This is a genomic window from Grimontia sedimenti (assembly GCF_011045095.1).
Taxonomy (GTDB): domain Bacteria; phylum Pseudomonadota; class Gammaproteobacteria; order Enterobacterales; family Vibrionaceae; genus Enterovibrio; species Enterovibrio sedimenti.
Window position 1 is genome coordinate 1 of sequence record NZ_JAALDL010000062.1, and the last position, 447, is coordinate 447.

The following is a 447-nucleotide window of genomic DNA, read 5'->3' on the forward strand; positions in this document are numbered from 1 at the left end:
GGCACCACCACGGATGCGCCAACCCTGACCCTGACGGGCGATGCCTCAGTGAATGAAGGTGAAGCGGCCAGCTACACCTTGACACTCAGTGAAGCGCCAACCGCTGATTTCACCGTGACTATCGTCGTGGCTCACAAGACCACGGAAGATGGCGATGTCACGCCGGTGACCCGTGATGTGGTCATTGCGGCAGGCACCACGTCCACTGACTTCACCGTCGACACCCTAGATGACAGCCTGAACGAATCGGCGGATGATGATGTGTTTACCGTCTCGGTGAATGCTACCGCTGGCGGTGACTTCGAAGCGCAGCCAACCGCGCCGGCTGCGGTGGAAACCACCATCAATGATGGCACCACCACGGATGCGCCGACCCTGACACTGACGGGTGATGCCTCAGTGAATGAAGGCGAAGCAGCCAGTTACACCCTCACCCTGTCGGAAGCA

Annotated in this window: 1 protein-coding gene; it reads left to right on the forward strand. The window is 59.7% G+C overall.

From position 1 onward, the window contains the following. Window positions 1-447, forward strand: a 447-nt coding sequence (locus tag G5S52_RS23500) for an immunoglobulin-like domain-containing protein (RefSeq protein ID WP_165018894.1), incomplete at both ends; no start/stop codon positions are given.